The organism is Aquisediminimonas profunda (assembly GCF_019443285.1).
Classification (GTDB): Bacteria; Pseudomonadota; Alphaproteobacteria; order Sphingomonadales; family Sphingomonadaceae; genus Aquisediminimonas; species Aquisediminimonas profunda.
Genome location: NZ_CP080327.1, coordinates 204,868 through 229,967, shown reverse-complemented (window position 1 = coordinate 229,967; position 25,100 = coordinate 204,868). Strand labels below are relative to the sequence as shown.

General features: G+C 59.0%; 28 protein-coding genes and 1 tRNA gene. 14 read left to right on the top strand and 15 right to left on the bottom strand.

Annotated features, from left to right (window positions below):
• From K0O24_RS01165 to K0O24_RS01125, 9 genes are all read right to left on the bottom strand, one after another.
• Complete coding sequence (locus K0O24_RS01165; protein ID WP_219894019.1) at nt 1–2,082, bottom strand: putative bifunctional diguanylate cyclase/phosphodiesterase; 2,082 nt, start codon at nt 2,080–2,082, stop codon at nt 1–3.
• Nucleotides 2,083–2,325: 243 nt separating this feature from the next.
• A complete protein-coding gene (gene galU, locus K0O24_RS01160) occupies nt 2,326–3,186 on the bottom strand; it encodes a UTP--glucose-1-phosphate uridylyltransferase GalU (RefSeq protein ID WP_219894018.1) in 861 nt (286 codons plus the stop codon).
• Between the two features lie 56 nt (nt 3,187–3,242).
• Complete coding sequence (gene hemW, locus K0O24_RS01155; protein WP_219894017.1) at nt 3,243–4,424, bottom strand: radical SAM family heme chaperone HemW; 1,182 nt, start codon at nt 4,422–4,424, stop codon at nt 3,243–3,245.
• Between the two features lie 81 nt (nt 4,425–4,505).
• A complete protein-coding gene (locus tag K0O24_RS01150) occupies nt 4,506–5,048 on the bottom strand; it encodes a CAP domain-containing protein (RefSeq protein WP_246611085.1) in 543 nt (180 codons plus the stop codon).
• Between the two features lie 132 nt (nt 5,049–5,180).
• Nucleotides 5,181–5,831 carry a L,D-transpeptidase family protein gene (locus K0O24_RS16700; protein ID WP_246611084.1) on the bottom strand — a complete coding sequence of 217 codons (651 nt, stop codon included), beginning with the start codon at nt 5,829–5,831 and terminating at the stop codon, nt 5,181–5,183.
• Complete coding sequence (locus tag K0O24_RS16695) at nt 5,828–6,616, bottom strand: PEPxxWA-CTERM sorting domain-containing protein (RefSeq protein ID WP_246611083.1); 789 nt, start codon at nt 6,614–6,616, stop codon at nt 5,828–5,830. Before K0O24_RS16695 ends, K0O24_RS16700 begins: the two co-directional genes overlap by 4 nt.
• 174 nt (nt 6,617–6,790) lie before the next feature.
• Nucleotides 6,791–7,396 carry an RdgB/HAM1 family non-canonical purine NTP pyrophosphatase gene (gene rdgB / locus K0O24_RS01135; RefSeq protein ID WP_246611082.1) on the bottom strand — a complete coding sequence of 202 codons (606 nt, stop codon included), beginning with the start codon at nt 7,394–7,396 and terminating at the stop codon, nt 6,791–6,793.
• Nucleotides 7,396–8,112 carry a ribonuclease PH gene (rph, locus tag K0O24_RS01130; protein WP_219894015.1) on the bottom strand — a complete coding sequence of 239 codons (717 nt, stop codon included), beginning with the start codon at nt 8,110–8,112 and terminating at the stop codon, nt 7,396–7,398. The genes rdgB and rph overlap by 1 nt, the downstream gene beginning before the upstream one ends.
• Nucleotides 8,113–8,156: 44 nt before the next feature.
• Nucleotides 8,157–8,957 carry a dienelactone hydrolase family protein gene (locus K0O24_RS01125; RefSeq protein WP_219894014.1) on the bottom strand — a complete coding sequence of 267 codons (801 nt, stop codon included), beginning with the start codon at nt 8,955–8,957 and terminating at the stop codon, nt 8,157–8,159.
• A 76-nt stretch (nt 8,958–9,033) separates the two neighbouring features.
• Here K0O24_RS01125 and K0O24_RS01120 point away from each other — a divergent pair, with 76 nt between their 5' ends.
• From K0O24_RS01120 to K0O24_RS01100, 5 genes are all read left to right on the top strand, one after another.
• Nucleotides 9,034–9,231, top strand: a complete 198-nt coding sequence (locus K0O24_RS01120) for a hypothetical protein (protein ID WP_219894013.1) — start codon at nt 9,034–9,036, stop codon at nt 9,229–9,231.
• A gap of 55 nt (nt 9,232–9,286) precedes the next feature.
• Nucleotides 9,287–10,132, top strand: coding sequence for an FKBP-type peptidyl-prolyl cis-trans isomerase (locus K0O24_RS01115; protein WP_219894012.1), 846 nt, complete (start codon nt 9,287–9,289; stop codon nt 10,130–10,132).
• A 49-nt stretch (nt 10,133–10,181) separates the two neighbouring features.
• Entirely contained in the window at nt 10,182–11,228 is a 1,047-nt protein-coding gene (gene hrcA / locus K0O24_RS01110; protein WP_219894011.1) for a heat-inducible transcriptional repressor HrcA, read from the top strand.
• Nucleotides 11,225–11,764 (top strand): nucleotide exchange factor GrpE, encoded by a 540-nt coding sequence (grpE, locus tag K0O24_RS01105; protein WP_219894010.1) that lies wholly within the window; start codon nt 11,225–11,227, stop codon nt 11,762–11,764. The genes hrcA and grpE overlap by 4 nt, the downstream gene beginning before the upstream one ends.
• A 178-nt stretch (nt 11,765–11,942) precedes the next feature.
• Nucleotides 11,943–12,362: an Hpt domain-containing protein gene (locus K0O24_RS01100; protein ID WP_219894009.1), complete on the top strand. Its 420-nt coding sequence runs from the start codon at nt 11,943–11,945 to the stop codon at nt 12,360–12,362.
• An 18-nt stretch (nt 12,363–12,380) separates the two neighbouring features.
• On the opposite strand, the gene bfr is transcribed toward K0O24_RS01100, so the two are convergent.
• Nucleotides 12,381–12,860 carry a bacterioferritin gene (gene bfr / locus K0O24_RS01095; protein WP_219894008.1) on the bottom strand — a complete coding sequence of 160 codons (480 nt, stop codon included), beginning with the start codon at nt 12,858–12,860 and terminating at the stop codon, nt 12,381–12,383.
• A gap of 99 nt (nt 12,861–12,959) precedes the next feature.
• Complete coding sequence (locus K0O24_RS01090) at nt 12,960–13,133, bottom strand: (2Fe-2S)-binding protein (RefSeq protein ID WP_219894007.1); 174 nt, start codon at nt 13,131–13,133, stop codon at nt 12,960–12,962.
• Nucleotides 13,134–13,388: 255 nt separating this feature from the next.
• Here K0O24_RS01090 and K0O24_RS01085 point away from each other — a divergent pair, with 255 nt between their 5' ends.
• Entirely contained in the window at nt 13,389–14,822 is a 1,434-nt protein-coding gene (locus tag K0O24_RS01085) for a glycoside hydrolase (protein ID WP_219894006.1), read from the top strand.
• 48 nt (nt 14,823–14,870) lie between these two features.
• Here the strand turns inward: K0O24_RS01085 and K0O24_RS01080 are convergent.
• Nucleotides 14,871–14,945, bottom strand: a tRNA-Gly gene (locus K0O24_RS01080).
• 138 nt (nt 14,946–15,083) lie between these two features.
• Here K0O24_RS01080 and K0O24_RS01075 point away from each other — a divergent pair.
• The 3 genes from K0O24_RS01075 to K0O24_RS01065 are packed head-to-tail and all read left to right on the top strand — an operon-like array spanning nt 15,084 to nt 16,797.
• Complete coding sequence (locus K0O24_RS01075) at nt 15,084–15,995, top strand: tetratricopeptide repeat protein (RefSeq protein WP_219894005.1); 912 nt, start codon at nt 15,084–15,086, stop codon at nt 15,993–15,995.
• On the top strand, nt 15,992–16,612 hold the full coding sequence (locus tag K0O24_RS01070) for an LON peptidase substrate-binding domain-containing protein (protein ID WP_219894004.1): 621 nt from the start codon (nt 15,992–15,994) through the stop codon (nt 16,610–16,612). The genes K0O24_RS01075 and K0O24_RS01070 overlap by 4 nt, the downstream gene beginning before the upstream one ends.
• Nucleotides 16,609–16,797: a Trm112 family protein gene (locus K0O24_RS01065; protein ID WP_219894003.1), complete on the top strand. Its 189-nt coding sequence runs from the start codon at nt 16,609–16,611 to the stop codon at nt 16,795–16,797. Before K0O24_RS01070 ends, K0O24_RS01065 begins: the two co-directional genes overlap by 4 nt.
• Here the strand turns inward: K0O24_RS01065 and K0O24_RS01060 are convergent.
• Nucleotides 16,779–17,987, bottom strand: a complete 1,209-nt coding sequence (locus K0O24_RS01060; protein ID WP_219894002.1) for an FAD-dependent monooxygenase — start codon at nt 17,985–17,987, stop codon at nt 16,779–16,781. The genes K0O24_RS01065 and K0O24_RS01060 overlap by 19 nt on opposite strands.
• A 123-nt stretch (nt 17,988–18,110) precedes the next feature.
• Here K0O24_RS01060 and K0O24_RS01055 point away from each other — a divergent pair, with 123 nt between their 5' ends.
• The 4 genes from K0O24_RS01055 to ribA all read left to right on the top strand — a co-directional run bounded on the left by K0O24_RS01055 (nt 18,111) and on the right by ribA (nt 23,149).
• A complete protein-coding gene (locus tag K0O24_RS01055; protein ID WP_219894001.1) occupies nt 18,111–20,402 on the top strand; it encodes an FtsK/SpoIIIE family DNA translocase in 2,292 nt (763 codons plus the stop codon).
• 58 nt (nt 20,403–20,460) lie between these two features.
• Nucleotides 20,461–21,069: a LolA family protein gene (locus tag K0O24_RS01050; RefSeq protein WP_219894000.1), complete on the top strand. Its 609-nt coding sequence runs from the start codon at nt 20,461–20,463 to the stop codon at nt 21,067–21,069.
• 245 nt (nt 21,070–21,314) lie between these two features.
• On the top strand, nt 21,315–22,097 hold the full coding sequence (locus K0O24_RS01045; RefSeq protein ID WP_219893999.1) for an exodeoxyribonuclease III: 783 nt from the start codon (nt 21,315–21,317) through the stop codon (nt 22,095–22,097).
• On the top strand, nt 22,094–23,149 hold the full coding sequence (ribA, locus tag K0O24_RS01040; RefSeq protein ID WP_246611081.1) for a GTP cyclohydrolase II: 1,056 nt from the start codon (nt 22,094–22,096) through the stop codon (nt 23,147–23,149). The genes K0O24_RS01045 and ribA overlap by 4 nt, the downstream gene beginning before the upstream one ends.
• 5 nt (nt 23,150–23,154) lie before the next feature.
• Here ribA and K0O24_RS01035 read toward each other — a convergent pair whose 3' ends face one another.
• Entirely contained in the window at nt 23,155–23,820 is a 666-nt protein-coding gene (locus K0O24_RS01035; protein ID WP_219893998.1) for a YggS family pyridoxal phosphate-dependent enzyme, read from the bottom strand.
• 21 nt (nt 23,821–23,841) lie between these two features.
• On the opposite strand from K0O24_RS01035, the gene K0O24_RS01030 reads away from it, so the two are divergent.
• Entirely contained in the window at nt 23,842–24,381 is a 540-nt protein-coding gene (locus tag K0O24_RS01030) for a thiamine phosphate synthase (protein ID WP_219893997.1), read from the top strand.
• On the opposite strand, the gene K0O24_RS01025 is transcribed toward K0O24_RS01030, so the two are convergent.
• Nucleotides 24,354–25,070 (bottom strand): hypothetical protein, encoded by a 717-nt coding sequence (locus K0O24_RS01025; protein WP_219893996.1) that lies wholly within the window; start codon nt 25,068–25,070, stop codon nt 24,354–24,356. The genes K0O24_RS01030 and K0O24_RS01025 overlap by 28 nt on opposite strands.
• Nucleotides 25,071–25,100: the final 30 nt, after the last annotated feature.

Below are 25,100 nucleotides of genomic sequence, written 5' to 3'. Positions count from 1 at the left end.
TCATACTGCCCTGAGGCGAGAAGAGGGATGTTCGGGGTGATCCTTCAGAACCCTCGCTGCGATTTCCCGAGCCGTTACTGCTCTTGAAAAGAACCAGCCCTGCAATTGGTCGCATCCGGCCACCCGCATCAGGTCAGCCTGATCTGCGGTTTCGACACCTTCTGCTGCAACGGCGACATTCAGGGCCCGGGCAACTGCAACATTTGCGTGGATCACGGTGCGCGCCTCCTCGCTCAAACCTGCTTCTGAAACGAGCGACCGATCGAGTTTGACCTTGCTGAAAGAGAATTGCCGCAAGAAGCCGATGGACGCGTGACCGGTTCCATAATCATCAAGTGAAACGCCGACGCCAAGGGCACGGATTTCCCCGAGGACCCTGCCAGCCGTGTCGGGATCATAGACAAGGTAGGATTCATTGATTTCCAGCTCCAGCCGCTCCGCGGGGAAGCCGGTTTCAGCGAGAGCATGGCTCAACGCAGCGGCAAACTCGGGATTTCGCAACTGCGCGGCTGATACGTTGATGGCCAAGCGGACATCGCCCCAATCGAGTGCGTCGCGGCATGCCTTTCGCAGCACAATCATGCCCATGGCGTCGATCAGTCCGGTTTCTTCTGCAACCGGAATGAATTCCGATGGATTGACGACACCTCGCGTCGGACTTGTCCATCGAAGCAGCGCCTCCGCCGCCACGATCTTTTTTTCGTGGACATCGACCAGTGGCTGATAGACCAGCTCGAAATCTTCCGCATCGATTGCAACGCGCAGTTCGGCTTCGATCGTCCGGGCAACAGCCTGCTTTTGGTCAAGCATCTCATCATACCAAGCCAGCCGCATCTTGCCGGCTTGCTTTGCAGCATACATGGCCACATCGGCGCGGCGCATCAATTCGCTGGAGTCGAGATCGCGCAAACTGACGGAAGCCAAGCCAATGCTGGCCCCGACCAGGACTGTGCGCTCATCAATGCGGAACGGGCGCGACAATTTGTCGAGCATGGCGCGGGAAATGTCCTGCACCTGGTTCACAGCCGAAGCACCGGGGATCAGGATTGCAAACTCGTCGCCGCCCAGTCGGGCAATCATGCCGTTCTTGCCGACCAGGTCCTGCAACAGCGTGGCGATGCTCTTGATCAGGCGGTCGCCCACGTGGTGGCCATAATTGTCATTGATGCCCTTGAAGCCGTCGAGGTCGATCAGTGCCAAAGCCAGCCGTTCGCCCCGCTTCAGCCGTCTATCCAGCTCTTGCCGGACTGCGCGTCGGTTTGGCAGATTGCTCAAACTGTCGACCATCGCCTCATCGGCCAGCTTGGAGACGGAGCGAAGCGCTTGCCGACCAAAAAACAAGCCAATGAGGATGTGCAATAAGGCAGCAATGGCAATCCAGGGGAGGACGCGCTCGATTGCGGTGTTTCCCGGGCGGGCCGGGGTCCAGCTCAGGTTCGCGATCGGCTTGGCTGCAGTGTCGCGAACGGCAATTGCAGCTTGTCCTAACGGCTTGTCCGAAAGCTTCATATCGTCGAGCAAGAGGCTGCGGCCAATCAGGTCTGCGGCGCCTTGATCAAAGGGCTTTGTAAAAACGAGCCAATACGGGCCAGATTTGGGAACGAGATGATCCAGCGCGCTATTTGTTGGAACGATATTGGCAATGCCGATCAAGACCGGCCCCTCAGCTGAACCAGCCAACCCACCGACCGCTTGCCTTTGGCGATCGGCGCGCTCCAGCAATATCCGAAAAGATTCGCCATAGCGCGCAATCGGGTCGAACCGCGTCGCTCGTCCGCGACGATAACCCAGCAGCGGACGTCCTTCGTGATCAAGGACGAGGACCGTATCGAAGTATTTGGCTTCCGCTGACGAAAAACCCCAGCTGCTCCAGTAAAACTCGGTATCACTCAAGTTGGTGTAGACTGCCGTTGCAGCCGCGTCCCACAAGGCGTTGTCATCGACCATCACGATGATTTGTCGAACCTGGGCCTGAACTGCTGCGGTTACTGCCGTGCGTGTCCGTTCGGTATCGACCGTGTTGGCCGCATCAATTGTGCGGGACAAGCTGAAGCCCAATACAGCGATGAACATGATGATCATCGCGGACAGTGATGAAACCGATCTTAAGCGAAGATTCCGCAGCACAATTTGTCCCTTGATCCCATTGCAGGGTCTAGGAACCAAGTCCTGAAATTCCGTTAATTGCGAACTAAATTATGGCGGATTTCTGCGGCTTCCAACAATAAGGTTCGAAAAAGCATGCTGACTTTGGAAGTATTTATCAAGTCACGCGAACACTATGGATTCAAATCGTGTGCCGCTGACCCAGTCATGAATTTCTTATCACTGATTCGCGTCCATCCAGCGCCGGACTTCGGGCCCAATATCCGGGCGATCAAGAGCAAGAGCGATGTTCGCTGTGATGAAGCCAGCCTTATCGCCACAATCAAACCGACGACCATCGAACGCATATGCGTGGAAAGGCTGGCTGCCGATCATCTGGGACATGGCGTCCGTCAACTGGATTTCATTGCCAGCACCACGGGCTTGACCTTCGAGGATGCGCATGACCTCAGGCTGAAGAATGTAGCGCCCGGGGATCATGAGGTTGGAAGGCGCTGTACCCTGCGGCGGCTTTTCGACAAGTGCCTTGACCTCAACCAATCGGCCATCAATGCGTCCCGGAGTAATCACGCCATATTTGTGCGTTTCGCTTTCCGGTACTTCATAGCCGCAGACAATGTTTCCGCCGACCTTTTCATAGGCGTCGACCATCTGCTTCATGCACCCTGGGCTACCGGCCATGAGTTCATCGGGCAGAAAGATCGCAAACGGTTCGTCACCAACGATATGGCGCGCGCACCATATGGCATGACCAAGCCCAATGGGTTCCTGTTGGCGCACGTAAATGACCTCGCCAGGCCGGAAACGCGTACCCGAAATTGCGTCGAGCGACTTGCCACGATCCGTCATCGTCGTTTCGAGTTCGTATGAAATGTCGAAATGGTCTTCGATCGCCGATTTTCCGCGCCCGGTGACGAAGATCATCTGCTCGATCCCGGCCTCACGAGCCTCGTCGACTGCATATTGGATCAAAGGCTTGTCGACGACCGTCAACATTTCCTTGGGCATGGCCTTTGTGGCCGGAAGAAAGCGGGTGCCGAGTCCGCCGACAGGAAAGACGGCCTTGCGAAGCTTTTTCATGAGGGCGTCCCCTAACAGCCGGAATGCCGACGCGCCATAGTCGAAGAGTCTAAACGTTAGGTTTCAACCAGCTCTGCGAGTATGCGATCCAGCAAAATCCTGCCCTCGGACGTCACAGACAAGCGTTGGCCGGTCAGATGGACAAGGCCATGTTGTTGGAGAAGGTTGGCCTTGCGCATGTTGATGAGGGTTTCGGGGTCAACACCGCAGCGCTCTGCCAGATCTGCAAGGTCCACGCCTTCGCGAAGTCTAAGGCCCATGATGAGTGCTTCGCTGGCTCTTTCTCTTGGCGTAAGCGGCTCTTCGACCTGACACCCATGACCGTTTCGAGCGATTGATTTCAGCCAGTTCTCCGGCTTCTTGTGCCTTGACGTGGCCAGCCCACCACGGCGACCATGTGCGCCTGGGCCGATGCCGACATAGTCACCATAGCGCCAGTACGTCAGGTTATGGAGACTTTCGGCACCTGGCCGCGCATGGTTCGAAATCTCATAGGCTGGCAAGCCTGCCGCCTGGGTCACTTCGTGTGTCAGTTCATAGAGTGCGGCACCATGATCTGGATCGACTAAATCGATGTCGCCTTGTGCCACGAGCGTCGCGAAACGGGTGCCGGGTTCGATGGTCAACTGATATAAGGACAGATGTTCCGTCCCAAACGAAAGTGCACGGTCCAGTTCGTTGTGCCACGCCTCGATCGTCTGATGCGGGCGGGCATAGATGAGGTCGAAACTCACGCGCGCGAAATTGTCCTGCGCCACGTCCAGGGCAGACAGCCCTTCTTGCACGTCATGCGCACGTCCGAGGAAGCCAAGGGCTTCATCATCAAGCGCCTGCAAGCCAAGGGAAATCCGATTGACGCCGGCGCGTGACAGATCCGCGAAGCGGGCAGCCTCAACCGAGGAGGGGTTCGCTTCAAGCGTGATTTCGACGTTTGCAGCAAATCCCCAATGCGACTGTGCCGACCCAATGAGCGCCTCAACCGTCGACGGTGGCATCAGCGACGGTGTGCCTCCTCCGAAAAAAATCGATGCGATATGCCTGCCGGGCAGGAGGGTCGCTTCGTGCGCGAGATCCCGGAGCATTGCTGCACGCCAGGCATCCTGGTCTATGGTTTCGCGAACATGGCTGTTAAAATCGCAATAAGGACATTTTGAAATGCAGAACGGCCAATGGATATAGAGGGCTAACGGCGGGTCCTGCCTGCAACTCGGCTCTGTCGATTGAGGATGAACTTCCATGGCGCGTCATGCCGCGATAGCGACATCATCGGACTAACGCCACTGTGACACTTCAGGCTAAATTCGCCGCGACAGTCGGGTTCAGAAGGGCTTTTGTCCCACGACATTCCCAACTGAACTGTATCGGCAGACAAGGATATCGAATTCGGCACCCTGTCCAAGCGCGCAACCGACTTCGCGCGTGTTGCGCCACATCACCTGCGTATAATGCCCGACATCCTCTATCCGCCCAGTCTGGCTGTTTTGCGGGAATGTTCCCGGGCGGAAATGACGTTTTTCCTGAATCCAGTATTCGACCATGTTCTCGGCAGAATAATGGCCCCGAGTTCCTGCCCAGAGATTTTCGCCCTGCGGATTTCGATCACTCGGATCATAGGGTGCGTGCTCAAGCCGGTTGATGCGGCCGAGATGGTCCGCCCAGTATCGAGCCGAGGTGGCGAGAGATTCATTCCAGCGGAGAAGCGGAATGCCTGCAAGGTCACGCTCGCGGTTGTGCGACGCCAAGACCCGAGATTCCAGATTGGACTGGAGTTCCGTCGTGCCAAGAGTCAAAGGTGCACAGACAGCCAAAGCCACTGCACCTGCAATCTTGCCTAAACCCGAACCCACCATTTTCGACCCCATGTTCGCACTGCCCTGACAGCATATACACGCGCGAATGGCTGATTGGTTTCAGCTCTTGATTAGCGGACTATTAACCAAGTTTGGCACGTCAACGCCAGACGGGTTTTTCAGTCCCTGGGGTGTCGTTGAAATTCAGGCTTTTGTAGGCTTGGGTTCAGCTGGCAGGATGAGCACCTGATCGCCCACCTTGATCTGGTCAAACAGCTTGGCTGCAAAGCCGAGGGGAACCCCAATGCATCCGTGCGTTGCAGCGCCCCAGCGAACGTTGCTGCCATGAATGGCAACACCGTCATCGGTCAGCCGCATGGTATACGGCATTGGGGCGTCATAGGTATTGGATCGATGATCCTTGAGCTTTTCCCGGATTGAAAGCTGGCCAGTCGGAGTTGGCTTTTCATCGGCGCCATAGAGGATCACGGCTGTTCCAATTTCATTGCCGGCGCGAAAGACTGAAATGATCTGCCGTTCAAGGTCAATCCTGACCCACACTTTGCCGGCAGCAACACCAGCATCGTTCCAGACGAATTCTCCATATCTCATCCGTTTGCGGACGTTGAGAATGGACGTGACTGGCGGCTCACCGTCGGGTGAAGAGAGCTTGGCCGCTTGCGCACCAGCCAAGGGGATTCGGGTGCCCACCGGCGCGTGGCTGAGATCGATATGGACTTCAGGTGTGCTCGGTCGACTGGCTAGAAAGACACCTGTTCCGACGAGCAGGGCGACTGGAATCAGAATCCGGATATCCGTCGTGGCCGGACGTCGTGACTTCTTCCCTGCAGTCACACGTCCGAGCCGGAGGGCGGACAGGCGAGCGTCTTGTCCACAACGGGTAAAATCATCTTGCGCCGGCGCAGCATCGTGCCGACGAGACCAAAGCCCGCCAACATCATAAACCAAGTTGCCGGTTCGGGAACGATCGGTGGCGGCGGTTCACCTCCACTGCTGGAACTTGTGCCACCGCTGCTTGTACTGGTGCCACCGCTACTCGTACTGGTGCCACCGCTGCTCGTGCTGGTACCACCGCTGCTGGTGCTGGTGCCGCCACTGCTCGTGCTGGTGCCACCGCTGCTGGTGCTGGTGCCGCCACTACTCGTGCTGGTGCCGCCGCTGCTACCACCTCCGCTGCTTCCGCCGCCGCTGCTGCCAGTTTCGACGAAAATCGGGGTGCCGCCGCTGCTACCGGTAAAGACAGGCGGTAATGGAGTCTCTGGCGCATCTGGCGAAAGCGGAGTTGGCGGGGGCGCCACGCTGAACGGTGTCTCGGGCTCGACAAGCGACGGTATGAGGCGCGGCGACGCCCCCATTTCTCCCGGCGCATTTTCGGGCACTGGAGTATGGATTGGAGCTTTGGCAAATTCATACGGGAGTTTGGGAACTTTGGTACTGGTGAGCGCGCCGTGCTTGCGTTCACCGGGCGAACGGTCGCCAAGAAGCGCCAGGATGTCGCGTGCCGCAGCCACGCCATAGGACGGCCCGCCATTGGTAGAGGGAACCGTGAACGCAGCGAGAAGGCCAATCGTTGCAGAAATGCCGACCAGCTTGATCGCGGCGCGCCGCCTCACCTTCACGATGACATCTCCGCGTGGCAAAGCTGATCGCAACGCGCTCCGCCCACAATCGAAATTGTCACACAACCGAACATCACTGAATTCTCCCACGCCTCAAAGTGCAATTAAGACTCGGCGTCTGACTACTCAATGAACCGCCTTTCAAAAAACTTCCAGACCGATAATTTCGCTGTTTCATAACAGCGCATTTACCAGTTCTCTAAACGCCTCGGCGCGGTGGCTGATTGCGTGCTTCTTTTCCGGTTCGATTTCGGCAAAGGTCTGATCATGACCTTCGGGAACAAAGACCGGATCATAGCCGAATCCGAGGTCGCCTCGAGGCGGCCAAGTGAGATGCCCAGCGACTTGCCCTTCAAAAAGGGCTGTCTCGCCATCAGGCCAGCACAGCGCCAAGGTGCATGCAAAATGGGCTGAACGATCGACATCGGAGCCCAACGCTTCCAGCCGGTCTTCCACCTTGCGCATGGCAAGGCCCCAATCCCTGCCTTCGGGCGTTTCGGCCCAATCTGCGGTATAGACACCTGGCGCCCCGCCAAGCGCGTCCACACACAGGCCGCTGTCATCCGCAAGTGCGACAATGCCCGAGCCTTCGGCACTTGCACGAGCCTTGATCAATGCGTTCTCGGCAAAGGTCGTGCCGGTCTCTTCGGGTTCTGGCAGTCCGAGATCGCCGGCAGAGACCGGCTCTATCCCGAATGGTGCCAGCAGAGCGCGAATCTCCCGAACTTTGCCCTGGTTGTGGGACGCGATAACCAGTGGTCCCGGCTGCAGCTTTCGCATTACCGCCCGACAGCCTTCAACTGCGCCGCGAACACGGCTGTGCATCCGATCCGTGCCAGACGAAGGAGCCGCAAAAGGGCTTCCTCATCATAGGTCTCGCCCTCTGCCGTCGCTTGCGCTTCGGCGATGTTGCCGTTTGAAAGCAGTACGAAGTTGGCGTCGGCCCCGGCGTTCGAGTCCTCTTCATAGTCCAGATCGAGCACTGGAGTGCCCTTGTAGATTCCGCAGCTGATCGCCGCGACCTGACTGGAGATCGGATCTCCTGCAATCTTGCCCTCGGCAATGAGCTTGTCGACGGCAAGCCTCAGTGCGACCCAAGCGCCCGAGATTGACGCTGTCCGCGTGCCGCCATCGGCCTGGATCACGTCGCAATCGAGGGTGATCTGCCGTTCACCGAGCGCTTTCAGGTCCACGACCGCCCGCAGCGAACGCCCGATAAGACGCTGGATTTCCTGCGTCCGCCCGGATTGCTTCCCCTTGGCGGCTTCCCGGCTGCCTCGTGTATGCGTTGCACGCGGCAACATCCCGTATTCGGCAGTGACCCAGCCTTCGCCCTTGCCGCGCAGAAATGGCGGCACGCGCTCTTCGACGCTCGCCGTCACCAGCACACGTGTGTCACCAAAACTGACGAGGCAAGACCCTTCAGCATGCTTGGTAAAGGCAGGTTCGATCGTGATGGCCCGCATCTGGTCGGGCGCGCGTCCAGAAGGGCGCATGGAAATCCTTTCGCTTGTGAAGCGGCCGCCTTAGGCCGGGTCGGTCAACCGCTCAAGCGCATGCGGAAGAATTCCAGAATCTCGTCGCGCGCCGCGCGGGTTGGTTGCCCTTCCTCGTCAATGAGATGCAACGTCACGACGCTGTGCGGATTCTTCATTTGCGTGTTTGGGCGGGCAGCGGAATCCGGTAGTACGCGTCCCTGGAACCGGTCACCAAGCGCTGCTTCATAGGCTTCGAAGCGAGCCGCCCTGCAGAATTTGTCGCCGTCGAAGCGGTAGGCAAGAACCGTCAGGTCTTCCGCGTCCATCCGCGCTTTGACTGCGGCCAATTCATCAGGAGCAATATGCATGCCCGCCGGATCGTTGAGCGGGAGAGAGGGTTGCGACAATACTGGCGCAAGCACTGACTTTTCGAGCATCATCGACAAGGCGAAATTCCCCGTGAAGCACATGCCGATAGCTCCAACGCCCTTGCCCCCGCATTCCTTGTGGGCAAAGGCGGCAAGTGCGCGCAGCCACTGCGTTGCGGGGCTGGATGCGTTTGCTTGAAAAGCCTTGAATTCGCGGCTGATGCACCCGCCAATCATTGTGAACAACGCGCCGGGCATTCTTGGGGTAGCACCATCCTTGCCGAAGAGATGTGGCATATAAACCGTGAAGCCGGCCTCCCGCACCCAGCGGGCAAATCGAGCAACATGTGGGCTGATACCGGGCATTTCGGTCATCACGATCACGGCAGGACCATTGCCCGTCACCCAGACCCGACGCGCCTGGCCCAGCAAGTCGATTGATCGCAGCTGGAAATCCTCAAGCGGATCGTCTGTCGCCCGTGTGTCACTTGCCATGCCCGCCCTCGATAATCCCATCTGTTCATCTCGCCGAATCCGGCGCATAACATGTGCCTTGGAGAGGAAGAAGGCTATGAACGTTTTGAAAACGATTGTGCTGGTGCTTGGCGTCCTGATGCTTTTGATGGGCGGCCTTTGGATCGGTCAGGGCCTGAACATCATCCGCTGGCCTGCTGACAGTTTCATGATCGGCGTCCCGCAATGGAGTTGGAACGGCATGTTCCTGGCAATCGGCGGAGTAGTCCTGATCGGGCTCGCGCGGCGCAAATAGATTTGCTTCCGATCTGCCATTGCTTGCTGCGGATTGCGTCGCTAGGCGCGCCGACATGAACCATCTCGCTTTCAGACACGCGTCGATGCGCGTTGCCATGGTGTTAGCTTGTGCTGCGCCCGGTCTTGGCTCGCACGCCAGCTTCGCCGCCCCGTCCGCAGCGCCTGTCGCTGGACAGTGTTCGCAGAAGACGCCCTCGGGCCTCGGCTATTCCATAGTGCGCGCCGGGACTGGTGCCATGCCCAGTGCGACAGACAAGGTCATCATCAGCTACAAGGGCACGCTTGCAGCAGACGGCACAGCCTTTGATGCGTCCGACCGCGCGGAATTTGGCGTCGGAGACGTCATCCCCGGATTTTCGGAGGGCCTCATGCTGGTGAAGGTCGGGGGCCGCATTCGTCTCTGTATTCCTGCCACCCTTGGCTATGGTGCACGTGGCGCGGGCAAGATCCCGCCCAATGCGGATCTGGTTTTCGAAGTCGATCTCCTGGAGATCAAGGCGCCGCCGCGGCCGCTGGCAGTGGCCGCGCGCACATGTGCGACCAAGATCGCTTCAGGGCTTGGCTTTGATATTGTGAAGTCCGGCACAGGCGCCATGCCGGGCGACGCAGACGTCGCGCTCATCAACTACAAGGGGTACGTCGCGTCCACAGGGGCTGCCTTTGACGACGCGGGTCCCGTTCCCGTTCCGGTGGGGCAAGTGATCCCGGGATTTGCCGAAGGGCTTAAACGGATGCAGCGCGGCGGTAGCTACAAGCTCTGCATACCGCCGCAACTCGCCTATGGCGACAAGGTGGTGGGACCGATACCGGCCAACTCCACTCTTGTGTTCCTGATCGACATGATTGATTTCAAGAGCCTTGCCGAAATCGAGGCCAGTCAGGCTCAGCCGCAGCAATAGTCTTTTCAGCCCGTTGAGAAGACCATGATGATGCCCTACATCGGAATGGATGGCGGTGTCCCCTGTTCATGAACTGACTGATCGCGCGCGCGACGTGTTTCGCGTCGTCGTTGAATCCTATCTGGGTTCAGGTGCACCTGTGGGGTCTAGGACGATCTCCAAACTGGGTGCGATGAACCTGTCGCCCGCGTCGATCCGCAACGTGATGCAGGATCTGGAAGAGCTTGGCCTGCTTGCAGCGCCCCACACATCGGCGGGCCGGATGCCGACTGACACGGGACTGCGGCTCTTTGTCGACGGCATGATGCAAGCGGCAGAGCCGAGCGCCGATGAGCGCGCGGCCATCGAATCGCGCTTGGCGAATCCCGGACCGATTGAAGACGCACTTACGGCCGCGACGGCAGCCTTGTCCGGTCTTTCCGCCTGTGCGGGGCTGGTGCTGGTGCCCAGGAAAGCACCCCGGCTGAAGCAATTTGCATTCGCACCGCTTTCAGCCGAGCAGGCGCTGGCTGTCCTTGTCGGAGATGACGGCTCCGTTGAAAACAGGGTGATGACTCTGCCGAAGGGCATGACTGCATCGGGTTTGGCTGAGGCCGGAAACTATATGACCGCGCGACTGGCAGGGCTGACGCTCGCGGAAGCGGCCGCGGTGCTCGAAAACGAGATCCGCCAAGAACGGGCCGCCTTGGACGCTGCCTCACGCGAGCTGATTCTGGAAGGTCTGGCGGATTGGGCACGGGACAGCGCCCAGCGCCCCGTGCTGATCGTCCGCGGCGCGGCGAACCTGATCGATGACCAGGCTGCTGCCAATCTTGATCGGGTGCGCCAGCTGCTGGACGAGATCGAAGGAAAGGAAGAAATTGCCCGCCTGCTCGAAAGCGCGCAGGAGGCATCGGCCACGAAAGTCTTCATTGGCGCAGAAAACAAACTCTTCGCTTTGTCAGGGTCTTCGGTTATCGCCGCGCCCTATCACGGGCATGACGGGCGAGTGGTGGGTGTAGTCGGGGTAATCGGCCCGACACGCTTGAATTACGCGCGCATCGTTCCCATGGTGGATTTCACTGCACAGAGCTTATCGAGATTGATGCACAAATGAGTGATGAAGAATTGAAGGCCGAAGATGAAATGATCGCGGAAGGCGCGCCGTCTGAACCCGATCCTGAAGCCGATCCGCTGGGTGCCCTTCTGAAGGAGCTTGAAGAAGCCCGGCAGCAGATACTCTATGCACAGGCCGAAACGCAAAATGTGCGCCGCCGTCTGGAGAAGGATGCGCAGGATGCCCGCGCCTATGCAGCGACCGGATTTGCACGCGACATGCTGTCTGTCGCGGACAATCTCGGGCGGGCACTTGAGGTCATTCCCGAAGCCATGCGCGCCGAAGACGCCTGGAAGGGCCTGATCGCCGGGCTGGAAGCGACCCAGCGTGAACTTGCATCGGTGTTTGAACGCAACGGGATCAAGAAAATCGATGCACTTGGTCAGCCGCTCGATCCCAATCGGCATCAGGCGATGGTCGAAATTCCGAGCGCTGAAGCAGAACCTGGAACAATCGTGCAGGAAATGCAGTCGGGATACATGATCCGAGACCGCCTTCTGCGGCCAGCCCTCGTCGGGGTCGCCAAGGCCGGGTAAGGCCCCGTTTCTTGGTGGGATAAAATCGGTGCGTTCGGTGACCGGAGCGTGACGCGCGGAAGTGCTCTCTGTTAATTTGTTTTTGGATCCGCCCAAACTTCAACATCTCGTTTACGATTTGGGCATATTTTCGGCGCAGCGAAGTGCTGGCCGGAAGGGCGCAAACATCATTATGGCAATGGCGGACGATACTGAACTGGTGGACTGGGTTCGTTTCGATCAGGCGCGGGCGTCGCTTGGGGTGCGGCTGTTCCGTCATCTTGGCTATTTGCGCGAAGACGGGGCCAAGGCTGTCACGCAAATAGAAGACGCCATGCGCGCGGGTGATGCAGTTGCAATGGTGAATCCGGCAGACCTGCTGCGCGCGGAAGCCTTGCAGATTGGGGCAATCGGTGTTGCGGCTCTGGCCGAAGACATTGAGGTTCAGGCGCGCGACTGCATCGAGTATCGCCAGTCGCCAGACAATATCATTGAAGTCGTGGTCCAACTGCGCGACGCGTTCGAACGTACAGTCGCAATGATTGACGGGGAGACGAATCCCCTGATGGCCCGCCACCCGGTCCTACAGGCCAAATCCGCTGCCTTCGCGACCCGATAGGGCCACGACCGGCCAAGCCTAGTCGTCGGCTGGACGCGACTGCAACTGGATATAGTTTTCGAGCCCCATCTGGCGGATCATCTCAAACTGGGTTTCGAGCGTATCGACATGTTCTTCCTCATTCTCGAGAATATGGGCGAACAGGTCACGACTCACAAAGTCACGCACCTTCTCGCAATGAACAATGGCATCGCGCAGCGGCGGGATCGCTTCTTCCTCTAGCTCCAGATCAGCCTTCAGCACTTCCTCTACCGATTCTCCAATGCGGAGTCGTCCCAGCATCTGGAAATTGGGCAGTCCGTCCAGGAACAGGATCCTCTCGGCCAGCTTGTCCGCATGCTTCATTTCATCAATGCTTTCGCCATATTCGAATTTGGCGAGCCGGCTGACGCCCCAATTGTCGAGCATCCGATAATGCAGGAAATACTGATTGATTGCGGTCAACTCGTTCTTGAGCGCGAGGTTGAGAAATTCAATGACCTTGGGGTCGCCCTTCATGGTCTGGCCCTTTCGTTGAAGCTGGCCTGATCTTAGCGACCGGGACGTGAACCGAACAGGCTGAAAATAGGCGTACCCTGCAGAAAACCGAGTTTGTGATCAGCACGCAACTGCGTGTTCGGCCTTGATGATTTGACGCGCGAAGGGAATGCACTGTCCGCACTGCGGCTTGCAACCGAGCGAACGATACGCCTTGGCCGGACTGAGCGCTCCGCGCCGTGCGGCATCCCGCACGTCCGTTTCACGAATAGCATTGCAGACACAAACGACCATGAAGAATTCCCGCTATTGCGAATCGTTTGCTACATGATTTGCGAGTGCTTCGCAATAGTGATAATATGAGTCTCAATTTCAGGGTTACGCTAACAGATCGGATGCTCAAAAGGCATTTGGAGGAAAGCCAGGCGACTGGGCCTATGATCGCGTGGCCGGGATGAGGCATTCTTGCCCGACGGCACTATTTTCTTTGATGGCATAGCAAACTACACGAGCAGCTCATTTGGCCGAAATGAATGGGGTGTTATTTGCATGAAAATTCAAAAGTGGTTTCGGCCGATGGCGCAATTTACGGCAACTGTCGGCGCGCTAGTTGCCATTGCGTCCTGCTGTGGAACAAACGGCCCGGGCAAGATCACTTCGCGTATTGCGATTGACCAGAGCCAAGTCGGACAAACCTATGCGGGCGTTGAGGTTACACCGAGGTTCTGGGAATTCGACAAGGACAACGATCGCTACGATGCTTCATGGCTCGAAAGCCGCCAGGAAATCGCCAAGATGCTGGTTGAAGATGCTGGCGTAAAGCGGGTGCGCGTCGAGCTGCGGAGCGGGGTTGAAAACCCGGTGGACTATTTCGCACCCTTCCTAGCCAGCAAGATCGGGTACAAGGGGAGTTGGAACCACTACTATGAGAAGATCAACGACAATGAAGATCCAAATGTAGCGAACGCCGCCGGGTTCCAATGGACATCCTTTGATTATTATGTCGAGAATTTTGTCATTCCGCTCCGCAATCGCCTGGCTGCGCGCAATGAAAAGCTGTTCGTAAACCTATGTTTTGTCGACTTTGACTGGACACCGCTGAAGGGCAACGTTTCCTTTGCCGCATCTCCCGAAGAATATGCAGAGATTGTCACACTTGCAGCCACGCGATTGCGCGACAAATACGGAATCACGATAGATTCACTTGAAGTTGTGTTGGAGCCGAACAACGGTGCGGGTTGGACAGGTCAGGCGATTGGCAAGGCTATCCTGGCAGCAAAAGCACGCCTCGCGACGGTCGGACTCCATCCTCTCATCATCGCTCCCTCGGCATCCTCAGCAAGTTTTACGGTAAATTATCTGCAGGATATCGCAAAAATACCGGGTGCGGCGGCGGCCATCAACACGGTGTCCTACCATCGTTATGACGGAGACAAGTCTGCAGATGCTGCTCTGCCGGCTATCCGCAGAGCAGCAGCCCAAATGAGGGCAGAGACAGCGATGCTTGAGTGGATTCCGGCTACGGTGGAGACGTTCTTCAAGGATCTGGCATTTGGCGGCGCGAGTGCCTGGGCGGCATATGGTGCCGCACAGAAGGCGGATTCAAATGCCGATACGAGGGGTGGCGCCATTGTATGGCGCGATCAATCAGGCAATCTGGCTTTGACGCCGAAATGGATGCGCATTTCGGCTGTGACGCGGGAACTGGAGGTGGGGGCCAAGGCCTATTTTGCGTCAACACAGCTCGGGAAGGACATGCCCTTGGTTTTTCACAATCCCGACGGTTCTGAGGTTATCGCGGTATTTTCACCAAATGGCTCTTTCCTTGAAATCTCGGGTGCAGCGGACAGCCTATATCGGGTCGTGATTGTGAATTCGCAGGGCGCACAAGTGTCGATTTCGCTTGTCAGGAAGGACCGTGACAACAAGATTGTCTTGAAAATACCCGCACAATCGGCGGCTGTGCTTCGCAGCAGCACTTAGGCGGCTTTCTCTTTTGCGCCTATATCGCCTGATAGCATGCAAGTTTGCTGGAGCGGGCGAAGGGATTCGAACCCTCGACCCCAACCTTGGCAAGGTTGTGCTCTACCCCTGAGCTACGCCCGCTCTGGCGACTGGCCCCGGCATGCCGGGGCGGGTGAGGCGCGGCTGTTAGCATCGGGTTCGGCCTTCGGCAAGCGCTGAATCGGGGCTTGGCATTTGCAATATGAGTCACCACATTGGGCGCAAGACAAGGAGCATCACGTGGCGACATTGGGATTGAGTGCAAACGAACGCGAAGTCGTGGAGGCTTTTCGCCGCGATGTGGTCGAGCCTTCGATGACCAACCTCGTGATTGTCGATTTCTGGGCGGAATGGTGTGGCCCGTGCAAGCAGCTTACGCCCGTGCTGGAAAAGGTAGCCGCTGATTATGCGGACAAGGGCGTCAAGCTGGTCAAGATCAATGTCGATGAAAACAAGTTCATTGCGGCTCAATTCCGTGTGCAGTCGATCCCCACGGTTTATGCCCTGTTCCAGGGCCAACCCGTCGCAGACCTGACGCAGGCACGCACTGAGGCTCAGCTTGGCCGCATGCTCGACCAACTGCTGAAACAATTGCCGGTGCAGGGCGAAGCCCAGTCCCTGGAGGCAGAAATCGAGCCGTTGGTCGCCATGGGGGAAGAGGTGCTGGCCGGCGGAGACGCCGCGCGGGCGGCATCAATCTTTTCGCAGATCCTGGATATGGCTCCGGACCATCCCGCGGCATTGTCGGGTCTAATTCGCGCGCATGTCGCCGCTGGCGAACTCGATGCGGCAGAAGCGCAGGTTGCGGCGTTGAACCCCGAATTGGCCAAGGATCCTGCAATCGGGCGGGCTGTATCCGCCTTGACGCTGGCGCGGGATGTGAAGCCGGTTGACGATCTTTCGGGATTGAAGGCCGAGGTTGCCACAGACCCGGACAATCACACATTGCGGTTTGAACTTGCGGGCGGTTTGATGGCGGCAGGAGACCGGGATGGAGCGGCCGACGCGCTGCTTTCTATTATTGCTGCGGATCGTGAATGGAACGAGGGCGCAGCCCGATCCCAATTGCTCAAATTGTTTGAGGTTGTCGGGATCGAGGACCCCTGGGTTTCCGCGCAGCGGCGCAGGCTTTCTGCGGTGCTTTTCACATGACGACGCAAACGCTCACGCGCCTCTCTGTCTTTCCGCTGGCGGGTGCGCTGCTCTTTCCGCGCATGCATTTGCCGCTCCACATCTTCGAGCCGCGGTACCGCGCGCTGGTTTCAGACGCTCTGGCTCGGGATCGCATGATTGCGATGATCCAGCCGCGTGGCGGCGGGGAAAAGCCGCCGCTCTACATGATGGGCTGCGTCGGCCATATTTCGCAGGTCGAAGCGCTTGATGATGGTCGATATAACATCGTTCTCGAGGGGCGGTCGAGATTCCGGCTGGTGCGCGAACTCGATGTGAAGACGCCGTTCCGCCAGATCGAAGCAGAGCTTGTTGCTGATCCCGAAGATGAATCGCTCGCGCTTGCCGAGCGTGCGGCGCTTGAAACCGAATCAAGGCGTTTTGCGACGGCGCAGGGCTATGCTGTGGATTGGGAATCCGTCTCGCGCCTTGATGACGAAGCCTTGGTGAATGGCATTGCCCAGATTGCCCCGTTTGATGCAGCATCGAAGCAGGCCTTGCTCGAAGCCAACAGCCTGTCAGAACGGGCTGAACTGATTGTGCAGCTGCTCCATTTCTTTGGGCGGCATGACGGGGAAGAGCGCGTGACGCTCCAGTGAGTCTCGATCCGGACCTGCTTGCCATTCTGGTCTGTCCTATAACGCGGACGAGACTGATCTATGATGAAGGCGCAGAGGAATTGATCTCTGAAGCGGCGGGGCTTGCCTATCCGGTGCGAAATGGAGTCCCGGTCATGCTGGTCGAGGAGGCGCGGGTCCTTTCGCCTCAGACGACCGCGCCCTGAAGCAATTTGGGCAGGTCCCCGCTTGTGCCCCGCGCCTCGGCCATGAAGATCGATTTGAGCGGCGCCAGTTTCTGGACCGCGCCAAGCCCGAAGCGGCGGATGGCGGTCGCGGGCTTGCCCGGAATGCCGAAGAGGCGCGTGAGCGTGTCCGTTGCCAGCGAAACAGCGAGCGTGTCGACACTTCGCCAGCGTTCGTAACGGGCAAGCAGCTGGGCATCGCCAAGATCAAGCCCCAGCCGCGCGCCATCAACCAGCACTTCAACGAGCGCCGCGACATCGCGAAAGCCAAGGTTGAGCCCTTGGCCGGCAATCGGGTGCGAGCCATGCGCCGCGTCTCCGACCAGCGCCAGCCGCTGCGCCGTGATCCGTGTTGCGTGATGGAAATCCAGCGGATAGCTGGAGCGCGGAGCAGCGAGCGAAATCTCTCCCAATAATCCCCCGGCGCGCTTTGTGACTTCTGCAAGGAAGGCACGTTCCGAAAGTGCCAGCACCCCCTCGGCATCCTTGGGACCCACTGTCCACACCAGCGCCGAGCGTGTGCCCGGATTGAGTGGCAGGAGTGCGAACGGGCCAGCGGAATAGAAGATTTCATGCGCGATATTATTGTGGTCCTTCGTGTGATCGAAGGCCGAAATGATCGCGACATGATCATAGCCCCATTTTGCGGTGCGGATGCCTGCCGCCTCTCGCGTCGGCGATTTGCGTCCCTCGCATGCTAGGAGGAGCTGGCCCCGGATCTGCTTTCCACTCGCGAGGGTCATGCGCACGCCGGCTTCATTGCGCTCGACGCTGGCTGCCCGGTCGGGCATGTGGAGTGTGACTCCCCTGGCGCCCAGGGCTGCCTCACGTAGCGTCTGCCGCAACGTCCGGTTTTCAAGCATATAGCCCAGAGGCTCGTCATCTTCGGCTGTTGTGAAGTCGAGAGCGTCCTTTTGTAGTCCATCGCGGACTTCGATGCGGTGAATGGCGCAGCCGTGGGGCTTGAGTGTCTCCGCAATGCCCAGCGCATCGAGCATCCGCCAGCTGGCACTGGCGATGGCGCTTGCCCGCCCGTCGAAACCGGCAGCAAGGGCCTTTTCCGGATCCAGCGGATCGACGACGGCCGCCGTCAAGCCATGGCGTTCGAGGGCAATGGCAAGCGTGAGCCCGACCAGGCCCCCGCCGAGGATAATGACGTCATGTGAGTCCATCCCCTGCTTCTAGGCGAAATGGCGTGTGACTCAAGCATTTCGGCCAGACTCTTGACGGCGAGTCACCACCCGGCGCATTAAGCAGGCCAAGGAACAGAAAGCGCACGGGAACGGGAGGCGCAAATGGCCAGTCGGGCGCAAACATGGCAGGATTCAGTGAAGCGCAGCGCGATCCGCAGCGGTGCGATGCTCGGGGCCGTTGGCTTGGGTCTAGGGGCGCTGATCTTGACCCTTTTGCTAGCAAGCTATCACCCGAGCGACCCTTCGCTCAATACGGCAGCAGGTGGGCCGGCACGCAACCTGATCGGTGTTCCGGGCGCTTGGATTTCGGACGCTCTCTTGTCGCTGATTGGTCCGGCTGCTGCACTGTTTGTGCCGCTTGTCATCGTGGCTGCAACGCGGCTCTGGCGTGGCGCACCGGTGACCGGATGGCGTCAGCGCGCGGTTCGCGCCTTGGGTGGCGTCGTGCTGATTGATATTGCTCTTTCTCTTTTCAAGTCGGACGCAATTGCAGGACTGCCGGGCGGTCTTGGCGGTGCAATAGGCTATCTTGGCGCTGGCGCCCTTGAATGGGGCATCGGGTTCATTGGCGATCCGGGACTTGCGCGCCTAGTTGGACTGGGCGTTGCGACCCTTTTGGCGATTGGTGGCATTGTTGTGTGGTCGATCGCTTTGGGGCTGGATGCGGATGAACGGGGCTGGTTGTTCCGCAGGCGTTTCCGTGCGACCGACGACGTGGATGACTATGTCGCGCCGCCGCCGGTAATCAAGCAGCCGGAGCCGCGCCCGGCCCCGCCGCCGCGCAGCGATGATCGCAAGCCGATCATCAATCTGGGCGCGTCCAAGCCAGCGCCGGCCCAGCCACCCAAGAAGCCGGCCCAGTCTGCGTTTGACCTGAAGGACCGTTACGTGCTGCCTTCGCTAGACTTGCTCAAGAAGGCGCCCCCGTCTTCGGGCCCGCAGATCGACAAGGCCGGACTGGAACGCAATGCGCGGCTGCTCGAATCCGTACTGGACGATTTCCATGTCAAGGGCGCAATCGTCGAGGTGCGTCCAGGCCCTGTGGTAACAATGTACGAACTTGAGCCGGCTGCCGGGATCAAGGCGAGCCGCGTCGTCCAACTGGCGGACGATATCGCTCGCAACATGTCTGCCATGTCGGCGCGCGTTGCAACGATCCCGGGTCGCAGCGTGATCGGTATCGAACTGCCCAACGCGCGGCGGGAATCGGTGGTGTTCCATGAACTGGCGTCGAGCCAGGCATTTGAGGACCAGACTGCACAGCTTCCCATCATCCTTGGCAAGAATATTGCGGGAGATCCCGTGATTGCCGATCTTGCACCAATGCCCCACCTTCTTGTTGCGGGCACGACCGGCTCTGGCAAATCTGTCGGGCTCAATGCGATGATCCTCTCGTTGCTCTACCGCCTGACACCGGACCAGTGCCGGTTGATCATGATCGATCCCAAGATGCTTGAACTCAGCATCTACGATAATATTCCGCATCTGCTTTCGCCTGTGGTGACCGAGCCTGCAAAGGCGATCCGCGCCCTTAAATGGGCGGTCGAGCAGATGGAGGATCGCTACCGGATGATGGCCTCGCTCGGCGTGCGTGGGCTTTCGAGCTTCAACGACAAGGTACGCGCCGCAAAGGCGAAGGGCCAACAACTTGGCCGCAAGGTCCAGACGGGCTATGATGCAGAAACCGGCCAGCCGGTCTATGAAGAAGAAAAGCTCGAATATGAGCCGCTGCCGCAAATCGTCATCATTGTCGATGAGCTTGCCGACTTGATGATGACGGCAGGCAAGGAAGTCGAATTCCTGATTCAGCGCCTTGCCCAGAAGGCACGTGCGGCGGGTATCCACCTGATCATGGCAACCCAGCGTCCGTCGGTCGATGTCATCACTGGCGTAATCAAGGCGAACCTGCCGACCCGGATCAGTTTCGCGGTCACTTCGAAGATCGATTCTCGCACCATCCTTGGAGAGCAGGGTGCCGAGCAGCTGCTCGGGAAGGGTGACATGCTGTACATGCCGGGCGGCAAGCAGATCGCGCGCGTCCATGGGCCCTTCGTTTCGGATGACGAGGTCCGCGCGGTTGCGGATCATTGGCGCTCTCAGGGAACGCCTGACTATATCATGGCGGTCACCGAAGAGCCTGAAGATGGCGGCTGGACAATCGACGGCGCGCCTTCAGGCGAAGACAGTCCGGAAGACCAGCTCTTCCGACGCGCCGTTCAGGTTGTTGCCGAGAGCCAAAAGGCGTCTACATCCTATGTCCAGCGCCAGTTGCGCGTGGGCTACAACAGTGCCGCGCGCCTCATTGAGCGAATGGAAAGTGAAGGACTGGTCAGTCGGCCGGATCATGTCGGCCGGCGCGAAGTCCTGATCGATGCCGAAGGGCATGCTATATAGATTCAGTTGCCGTTCAACTGGCGGGGGGCATTCCGGCTATCCCAAAGTGGAGTTTTGCATGTCCTTTCGTTTTCTTGGCGCGGCTGCAGCCATTGCAATCGCAGCGCCAGCCTTTGCCCAATCGAGCGACCTGGCGGCGGTTTCTTCGCACCTCAAAGCCGTCACGACAATGACCGCAAGCTTTGTACAGACGGACAAGGCCGGAAAAGCCGTCAATGGGACGCTGACACTCAAGCGACCCGGCAAGATCCGCTTCCAATATGAGAAGGGTGTGCCAATCTTGGTGGTTGGAGATGGCAAGGCCCTGACGTTCATCGACTATTCGGTACGGCAAGTGCAGCGCTGGCCGATCGGTAATTCGCCGCTCGGCGTTCTGCTTGACCCGAATCGCGACATGACCCGCTTTGCCAAGGTCGTCGAGACAGCCGACCCGCGTCTTGTGGTCGTGGAGGCCCGTGACCCGAAGCGGCCTGAATTCGGTGTCATCACGCTGGCCTTTTCGCGTCAGGCAACAGCACCTGCCGGGCTGATGCTGCAGGGCTGGGTCACGATCGACAGTCAAGGAAACCGGACTTCCATTCGCCTTTCAGGACAGTCATTCAACACGCCTGTGTCCGACGAAGCGTTCAAATGGCGCGATCCTCGGCCTAATTTGAGGGGTCACTGAGCAAGTCATTCATATTGGCGACAGGAAACCAGTCTATAACCGGACAGGCAGTTACGGAGACTGGTTTCGAGATTCCCCCCTGTTGCTCGATACCGCGTTTGTTTCCGAAACTCGCCAGCGTGACGAACGCTCGGTTGACCCTCGCTCCATGCCCCCGGAGTGAGGGTCTTTCCGTTTTGGAGAGGGCAGCCAGCCAAACTGTCTTGGTGCTTGCGAGGGTGAGGCCCGATGCTTAGAGCCATGGCATGAAGATCGCTTCCTGGAACATCAACTCTGTTCGTTTCCGGCTGGATATCGTCTCGCGGTTCCTGAGGGAAATGGCGCCGGACATTCTTTGCTTGCAGGAAACCAAGGCAGAAAACGCCGTCTTTCCGATGGAGGCACTCAAGAGCCTGGGTTATCCGCACATTGTCATCAACGGGCAGAAGATGCACCACGGCGTGGCAATCCTGAGCAAGGTGGCGCTTGTCGAAGATCGCAGTCATGACTGGCAGGATAATGGCGAAGCGCGCCATATCGGGGTGCGGCTCCCGAATGGCATCTTGCTTGAAAATGTCTATGTCCCTGCGGGCGGCGATATTCCGGATCGGGAGCAGAATCCGAAATTCGGCCAGAAACTCGATTTTCTCGGGCGGATGATCGACTGGTCGTCTTCGCTGTCCGAACCGACAATTCTGACGGGCGATTTCAATATTGCGCCGCTCGAATCCGATGTGTGGAATCACAAGCAACTCATCGATGTTGTCAGCCACACACCCATTGAAGTGGAGACGCTTGCCCGCCTGCAAGCGAGTCACAATTGGGTCGATCTCGGACGGCATTTTGTGCCAGCGCCGGAGCGGCTCTTCACCTGGTGGAGCTACCGCGCAAAGGACTGGGCGGTTTCAGATCGTGGCAGACGGCTGGATCATATGTGGGCGTCACCGTCCCTGCGCGAACAGGCGGTCAGCCATACGGTCCATGAAGCCTGTCGCGATTGGGACAAGCCCTCTGACCATATTCCCATCGTGACAGAGTTTGCCTTTTGAGTGACCCGCGCGCCACGGCCCGGGCCATAGATGCCTTGCGTCGCGGCTGGCCTGTCGCGATCGACGAGGCCATTACCGTTCTTGCGATCGAAAGCGCCGATGCGCTGCGTCTCTCGGCCTTCGACCCTGAGGCAAAGGCAGACATACTCATTTCTTCAAGTCGCGCGGTGACATTGAAGCTGGCGAACCAGCGGGCAGCTGCGACGCTGGGTGAGCCGGTTGTCGTAGCCAGGACATCCTGGCTGGATCTGGCAGCAGCCACTGCCTTGGCCGATCCGGCGACGGACCTTGCGAACCCCCTGATGGGCCCGTTTGCTGCGCGAGATGTTGACCATCCGCTTGCCTGCGCGGCAGCACTGGAACTTGCGCGCCATGCAGGTCTTCTGCCCGCATTCTTTCTTCTTTCAGGCGTTCAGAATGCTGCTGAGAGCATTTTAGGAAAGGCTGTTCACGACTGGGATGCCCCGGAGCGCTTGGCCATCGCGGCTCGGGCCCGGCTCCCTGTTGCCGCTTCGGAAAAAGCTGAACTTGTTGCCTTTCGGAGCCCGGAGATGGCGGGCGAGCATGTTGCACTGATTATTGGTCAACCTGATGGCGAAGCGCCTCTGGTTCGCCTTCACAGCGAATGCCTGACGGGCGATGTCCTGGGGAGCCTCAAATGCGACTGCGGCCCGCAGCTTGACGCTGCCCTTCGGCTGATAGCGGCACATGGGTGGGGCATCCTGCTATACTTGCGACAGGAAGGTCGTGGCATCGGCCTCATCAACAAGCTGCGCGCCTATCAACTGCAGGATCAGGGATTTGATACCGTCGATGCCAATCTCCGGCTAGGCTTTGCTGTCGATTCGCGCGACTTCGGGGTCGCTGCGCGCATGCTTCAGTTGCTGGGTCAGGACCGCATCCGCCTGTTGACCAACAACCCAGAAAAGGTGGCAGGCCTGGAAGAGTCGGGGATCACGGTTGTGGAGCGCGTGCCCCACCAGTTGCCTCCCAATCCGCACAATGAACGCTATCTCGCAACCAAGCGGGACCGGACCGGCCACCAGCTTTAACCAGCCTACCCGCGCGCTCCGAACAGGGCACTGCCGATACGAACATGCGTTGCACCCAGCTTGACGGCGGTCTCATAGTCGCCGGTCATACCCATGCTGAGTCCTTTGAGGCCGTGATCCCGCGCAAGCTTGGCCAGCAACGCAAAATAGGGGGCTGCTTCCAAATCGGCCGGTGGAACTGCCATCAGACCCGCAAGATCGAGGTCTGCGGAGCGCGCCTCCTTAATAAGGTCGGGCAGATCCTTGATCGGGCACCCGCCCTTTTGCGGTTCATCGCCAATATTGACCTGAATGAAACAAACTGGATGACGTCCCGTCTTCTGCTGCGCTTTGGCGAGTGCGGAGACTAGCGAAGGACGATCAACCGAGTGAATCGCATCGAAAAGTGCCACCGCATCCTCTGCCTTGTTCGACTGCAGCTGACCCACAAGATGGAGTTCCACGTCAGGGAACTCGGCACGCAGTCCCGGCCATTTGGCTTGTGCTTCCTGCACCCGGTTTTCGCCAAAACGGCGATGGCCGGCTTCGAGCAGCGGGCGGATTGCAGGAGCATGGTGCGTCTTTGAAATGGCAATCAGTTGTATGTCGTCGGCGCGTCGACCCGAAAGCTTTGCGGCCCGCGCGATGTTCGCAGACACCTTGTCCAGTCTGGCCTTTGCGTCTTCTGTCATTCGGCCGCTATAGGAATGGAGATGCCGAAGCGCCACCTCTGCCGTCAAAATCCTGCCCTGCCGCGACTTTGGCTGATGACGGATGAGCGCATGGGGGAGGCGCTGTGGCCAGCGCTCATGGCCTTACCCAAAGGCGCCGGCGTGATTTTCAGGCACTACAGCCTGGCGCGCGCTGAGCGGCTCGACCTGTTTCGCAAGATCAGGTTGATTGCTCGAGCCCGGCGACTCACGCTTCTTGCAGGAGGCCCTGGGGGTGCACATGGCAGGCATTTTGGCGCCGTGACGGCGCCGGTTCACTCATTGCGCGAACGGATTGCCGCAGAACGAAATGGCGCGCAGCTGCTCTTTGTCTCGCCGGTCTTCCCCACAGCATCGCATCCCGGTGCGCGCGCTCTTGGCCGCAGTCGGTTCGGCTTGCTGATCAGGGGCAGCCGCGTGCCCGTGATCGCGCTTGGCGGCATGACGCGCAAGCGGGGGCGTTCGCTGTCACTATTCAAAATTCATGGGTGGGCCGCAATCAGCAGCCTGACACATCAGAAGCGGAACGCTGTCCCGACGTAAATGGCCTGACTGTCACGGCGGTTGTCGGTCAAAGGCTCGAGCCGGTTCCGCTCGGAACGGTAACGCACGCCCGCCGTCACATCGAGATTGCGGGTCAGACGATAAGCGCCGCCAACATCGAGCGAGACACTTTCATTGCCAGAAATCGTCCGCGGCGCGTTTCCAGTCGGCCGATCAGCGGCAACCTGAAGGCGTGTGCTCCATTTGCGCGCGTTGTAGCTCACTGCAACATCCGCGGCTTCACGGCCACCGGGCAATGCACCACTATCGACGCGAGTTACGTCACCAGACAAGGCAAACCGCTTCCAGCCCACGCCCACGCCGAGGCTATAGGCAACTGGAGCAATACCAAGGGTTGCAGGTGTCCCTGCCGCGACTCGATCTGCTTCACTCGGGAGGACTCCGGTCCGGGCGCGGACCGCGACCGTGACAGCACGGTTGCGATTGCTCACTGCCGCCGGTGTGAAACGAAAACCTGTGCTGTTGAAGCCGCTTCGCGCAAGGGCTGCGGCAAGCACCGGATCCGCTGCAACTGGCGTATAACTACCGATTCCCACACGTGGCGCCGTGGTTGCCAACCGCTTCGACAGGAAATTGTTTGCCGAAGCTCCAACCGCAGGCGCGCCAGCAAGCGCGATCGCGCACACGGCGCCCGCGAGACTGGTCAAAAGAGTTGCACGACGGTTCATGTTCGAGAATCAAACTCCTGCATTCAGTCC